The following is a 3611-nucleotide window of genomic DNA, read 5'->3' on the forward strand; positions in this document are numbered from 1 at the left end:
GGCAGCAGCGGGTCGTAGGTGCCGAGCTTCTCGAGGAAGCGGCCGTCGCGGGCCGAGCGGCTCTCGGCGGCGACGATCGAGTAGTGCGGGCGCTTCTTGGACCCGCCGCGGGCGAGCCGGATCTTCACGGACATGGGATGTCTCCTGTTCTGGCGTCTTTCAGGGTTTCGGCGTGTTTTCGAGATGGCTCTCGTGGTGCCTGATCACTTCGGAGATGATGAAGGTCAGGAATGTCTTGGCGAACTCCGGGTCGAGGTCGGCGTCGGCGGCCAACCGCTCCAGCCGGGCGATCTGGTTCGCCTCGCGCGCGGGATCGGAGGGCGGCAGGCCGTGGGCAGCCTTGAGCGCCCCGACCGCCTGGGTGTGCTTGAACCGCTCGGCCAGCGTGAACACGAGGATCGCATCGAGCCGGTCGATCGACTCGCGATGCCCGCGCAGCAGGTCGGCGGCGCGGCGGACGGCGTCGGCGTTCATGGGCGGGCCTCCCCTCTGGTCACGCGAGATCTCCGGGGCTGTGGCGGAACACGAGCACGTCGTCGCCGAGCGCCGCCTCGGCCGCGCCGTCGCGGCGGCCGCCGAGGCGCTCCGCGACCCGGGCCGAGCGCGGGTTGTCGGCGCCGACATAGCTGACGATCGAGGCCATCCCCAGCGGCCCGAAGGCGTGGGCGAGCGCGGCGCGGGCGCCCTCGGAGGCGAAGCCCCTGCCCTCGGCCTCGGGCGCGACCAGCCAGCCGACCTCAGGCTCGGGGTCGCCGAACTCGTGGTTGAGGACGGCGGCGCCGAGCGCGGGGCCGCCCGCGCGGGGCTCGAGCGTCCAGGGGCCGAACCCGCGGAGCGGCCAGCTCGCGACGAGCGCGCAGAAGTCGAGCCAGGCGGTCTCGTCGGTCTCGCCCCGCGCGAGCCCGGCGCCGCGGTCGTCGCGGGCGAAGCCGGCATAGAGCGGGTAGTCGGCGACGCGCGGCGCGCGCAGGCGCAGGCGCGGCGTGACGATCTCGGGCACGACCGCGGCCATCGCGGCGGCGAAGCCGGCGGCCGGACCGGCAGGGACGCGCTCCCACGGCGCGGTCATCGCAGGTCCTCCGGGCCGGGGTGGCGATAGACCACGTCGGCGTCGTCCCAGCGGGCGGCGTCCGGATCCTCGACGGCGCCGAGCTTGCGCGCCAGCGCGATCGACGCGGCGTTGTCGCGGTCGATGTAGCTGACGGCGGTGGTCCAGCCGAGGCGCCGATACGCGAAGTCGCGCGCGGCCAGCGCCGCCTCGTGGGCGTAGCCTTGGCGATGGTGCTCGGGAAAGACGATCCAGCCGATCTCCCGCTCGGGGAAGTAGGACGGCTTGTTGAGGCCGACCTGACCGACGAAGGCGCCCGTCTCGGTCAGATCGACGGCCCAGCACCCGAAGCCCATCAGGTTCCACGATCCGACGTCGCCCGCGAAACCGTTCCAGACCCGCTGCTCCGGCAGCGGCCCGCCGACATATCGCGACGCATCGCTCGCGAAGAACGCGGCGAAGGGCGCGAAGTCGTCGAGACGGTGCGGCCGCAGCGTCAGGCGCGCCGTGCGGAGGACGGGCGCGTCGGTCATTTCTTCTTGCCGAAGCCGGAAAGGCCGGGCGGCAGCGACAGGCCCGGGGGCAGCGCGCCGGGGGCCCCGCCGGGCATCGGCGGCAGACCGCCGGGGGGCATCCCGCCCGGGGCTCCGCCGCCACGGCCGAGGAGCGCGCCGAGGCCGCCGCGCAGGAGGCCCTTCTTGCCCATGCCGCCCATTTTCTTCATTACATCAGCCATCTGGCGATGCATCTTCAAAAGTCGGTTCAGGTCGGAGACATCGAGCCCGGCACCGGCGGCGATGCGCTTCTTGCGGCTCGCCTGCAAGATCTCGGGCGCGCGGCGCTCCTTTTTGGTCATCGAGTCGATCAGGGCGATCTGGCGGCGCAGCACCTTGTCGTCGAGGCCCGCCTCGTCCATCTGCTTCTGCATCCTGGCCATGCCGGGCATCATGCCCATGAGGCCGGACATGCCGCCCATCTTGATCATCTGCTCGAGCTGGCCCTTGAGGTCGTTCATGTTGAACTGACCCTTCTGGAACCGCTTCATCATCCGCTCGGCGGCCTCGGCCTCCAGCGTCTCCTGCGCCTTCTCGACCAGCGACACGATGTCGCCCATGCCGAGGATGCGCCCGGCGATGCGTTCGGGATGGAACTCCTCGAGCGCGTCCATCTTCTCGCCGAGGCCGACGAAGCGGATCGGCTTGCCGGTCACGGCGCGCATGGAAAGCGCCGCCCCGCCGCGGCCGTCGCCGTCCATGCGGGTGAGGATCACGCCGGAAATGCCGATGCGGCCGTCGAAATTCTCGGCGGTGTGGACCGCGTCCTGGCCGGTGAGCCCGTCGACGACCAGCAGCGTCTCGCGCGGCCTCGTGGCGTCGCGCACCGCCTCGACCTCGGCCATCAGCTCGTCGTCGATCGAGAGCCGGCCGGCGGTGTCGAGCATGAACACGTCGTAGCCGCCGAGCGTCGCCTGCTGCCTGGCGCGGTTGGCGATCTGCACCGGCGTCTGCCCGGGCATGATCGGCAGCACGTCGACGCCGACCTGCGCGCCGAGGACGGCGAGTTGCTCCATCGCCGCCGGGCGGCGGGTGTCGAGCGAGGCCATGAGCACGCGCTTGCCCTCGCGCTCCTTCAGCCGGCGCGCCAGCTTGGCGGTGGTGGTGGTCTTGCCCGAGCCCTGAAGGCCCACCATCAGCACCGGCGCCGGCGGGTTGTCGATCTTCAGCTCGGCGGCCGGACCCTCGCCGGCCAGCGTACGCACCAGCTCGTCATGGACGATCTTGACGACCTGCTGCCCCGGGGTGACGGATTTCGTCACCGCCTGTCCCTTGGCCTTCTCCTGCACGCGGGCGGCGAAGTCGCGGGCGACGGGGAGCGAGACGTCGGCCTCGAGGAGCGCGACCCGGACCTCACGCAGCGCGGTGGCCACGTCCTCGTCGGAGAGCGCGCCCTGCTTGGTCAGGCGGCCGAAGACGCCGCCGAGACGGTCGGACAGGTTCTCGAACATCGGCTTCGCCTCCTCGACACGGCCCGCCAAAAACGACGATCGCGCCGGTGGGCGCAACGCGCTGACCGACGGCGATCCCGCATGGCAAAGCGGGACCGGAAGCGTTCACACTCCCGGAAACGCATGCGCTTTAGCCGAGAGGGCCGCCCCGGTCAAGGCGCTGCGCGCGGGCCGGCCGGACCGGATCACGCGCGCAAGGATTGTGTCGTGCGCGGACCACGGGATGTGATACGATCATTGCGACAGGTCGCTGCCGGAGAATTGCCTCCCGATGCCGCAGACCCGCTACATCGTCGCCAAGGCGCCGGTCGAAGGGCTCACCTTCGCCCGGCTGGACGGGTTCGACGCGATCAGCCGCTGCTTCGAATTCACGCTGCGCTTCGTCAGCGAGGATTTCGACGTCGATCCGCTGAAGCTCCTCGGCGAGGAGATTTCGGTCGAGGCCGAAGCGGGCGACCCGCCGCGCTGGTTCTCGGGCCAGGTCGCGGCGTTCCGCCTCGCCCATGTCGAGCGGCGGATCGCACACTACGAGGCGGAGATCCGGCCGTGGTTGTGGTT

At 71.3% G+C, this 3611-nt stretch carries 6 protein-coding genes; 1 reads left to right on the top strand and 5 read right to left on the bottom strand.

Annotated elements, in window-relative coordinates:
• The 5 genes from rpsP to ffh all read right to left on the bottom strand — a co-directional run.
• A partial coding sequence (gene rpsP, locus KBA23_RS16230) for a 30S ribosomal protein S16 (protein ID WP_290743169.1) occupies positions 1–134 on the bottom strand: 134 nt, incomplete at its 3' end.
• Positions 135–159: 25 nt separating this feature from the next.
• Complete coding sequence (locus KBA23_RS16235) at positions 160–474, bottom strand: chorismate mutase (protein ID WP_290743154.1); 315 nt, start codon at positions 472–474, stop codon at positions 160–162.
• A gap of 19 nt (positions 475–493) precedes the next feature.
• Positions 494–1069 (bottom strand): GNAT family N-acetyltransferase, encoded by a 576-nt coding sequence (locus KBA23_RS16240; RefSeq protein ID WP_290743157.1) that lies wholly within the window; start codon positions 1067–1069, stop codon positions 494–496.
• On the bottom strand, positions 1066–1581 hold the full coding sequence (locus KBA23_RS16245; RefSeq protein WP_290743160.1) for a GNAT family N-acetyltransferase: 516 nt from the start codon (positions 1579–1581) through the stop codon (positions 1066–1068). Before KBA23_RS16245 ends, KBA23_RS16240 begins: the two co-directional genes overlap by 4 nt.
• A complete protein-coding gene (ffh, locus tag KBA23_RS16250; RefSeq protein WP_290743163.1) occupies positions 1578–3053 on the bottom strand; it encodes a signal recognition particle protein in 1476 nt (491 codons plus the stop codon). Before ffh ends, KBA23_RS16245 begins: the two co-directional genes overlap by 4 nt.
• A 271-nt stretch (positions 3054–3324) precedes the next feature.
• Here ffh and KBA23_RS16255 point away from each other — a divergent pair.
• Positions 3325–3611, top strand: a 287-nt coding sequence (locus tag KBA23_RS16255; RefSeq protein ID WP_290743166.1) for a contractile injection system protein, VgrG/Pvc8 family, incomplete at its 3' end; no start/stop codon positions are given.

The sequence above is a fragment of the Amaricoccus sp. genome, from assembly GCF_017995835.1.
GTDB lineage: Bacteria > Pseudomonadota > Alphaproteobacteria > Rhodobacterales > Rhodobacteraceae > Amaricoccus.